At 71.0% G+C, this 245-nt stretch carries 1 pseudogene; it reads left to right on the top strand.

The features are described from left to right. Positions 1 to 245: pseudogene (locus SB751_RS34140) on the top strand (1-deoxy-D-xylulose-5-phosphate reductoisomerase); the annotation flags it as partial.

The raw sequence follows: 245 nt of genomic DNA, 5'->3' as shown, positions 1-245 counted from the left end.
GGCCCGCAGGCCAGGCCATGCCGGACATTCGCGTGGGGGCGCAGGCCCTGGCGGACACGGCAGCGGATCAACAGTGCGATTCCGTCATGGCGGCCATCGTGGGTGCCGCGGGCCTGCCCGCCGCCCTGGCGGCCGCCCGTGCAGGCAAGCGGGTGGTGCTGGCCAACAAAGAAGCCCTGGTGGCCGCGGGCTCGCTGTTCATGCGGGCCATACGCGATAACGGCGCTGAATTGCTGCCTATCGAC

It is taken from the genome of Cupriavidus sp. SIMBA_020 (assembly GCF_046535395.1).
Lineage (GTDB): Bacteria > Pseudomonadota > Gammaproteobacteria > Burkholderiales > Burkholderiaceae > Cupriavidus > Cupriavidus campinensis.
The sequence above is the reverse complement of the archived record's forward strand: the minus strand, read 5'-3'. Positions and strand labels throughout refer to the sequence as shown.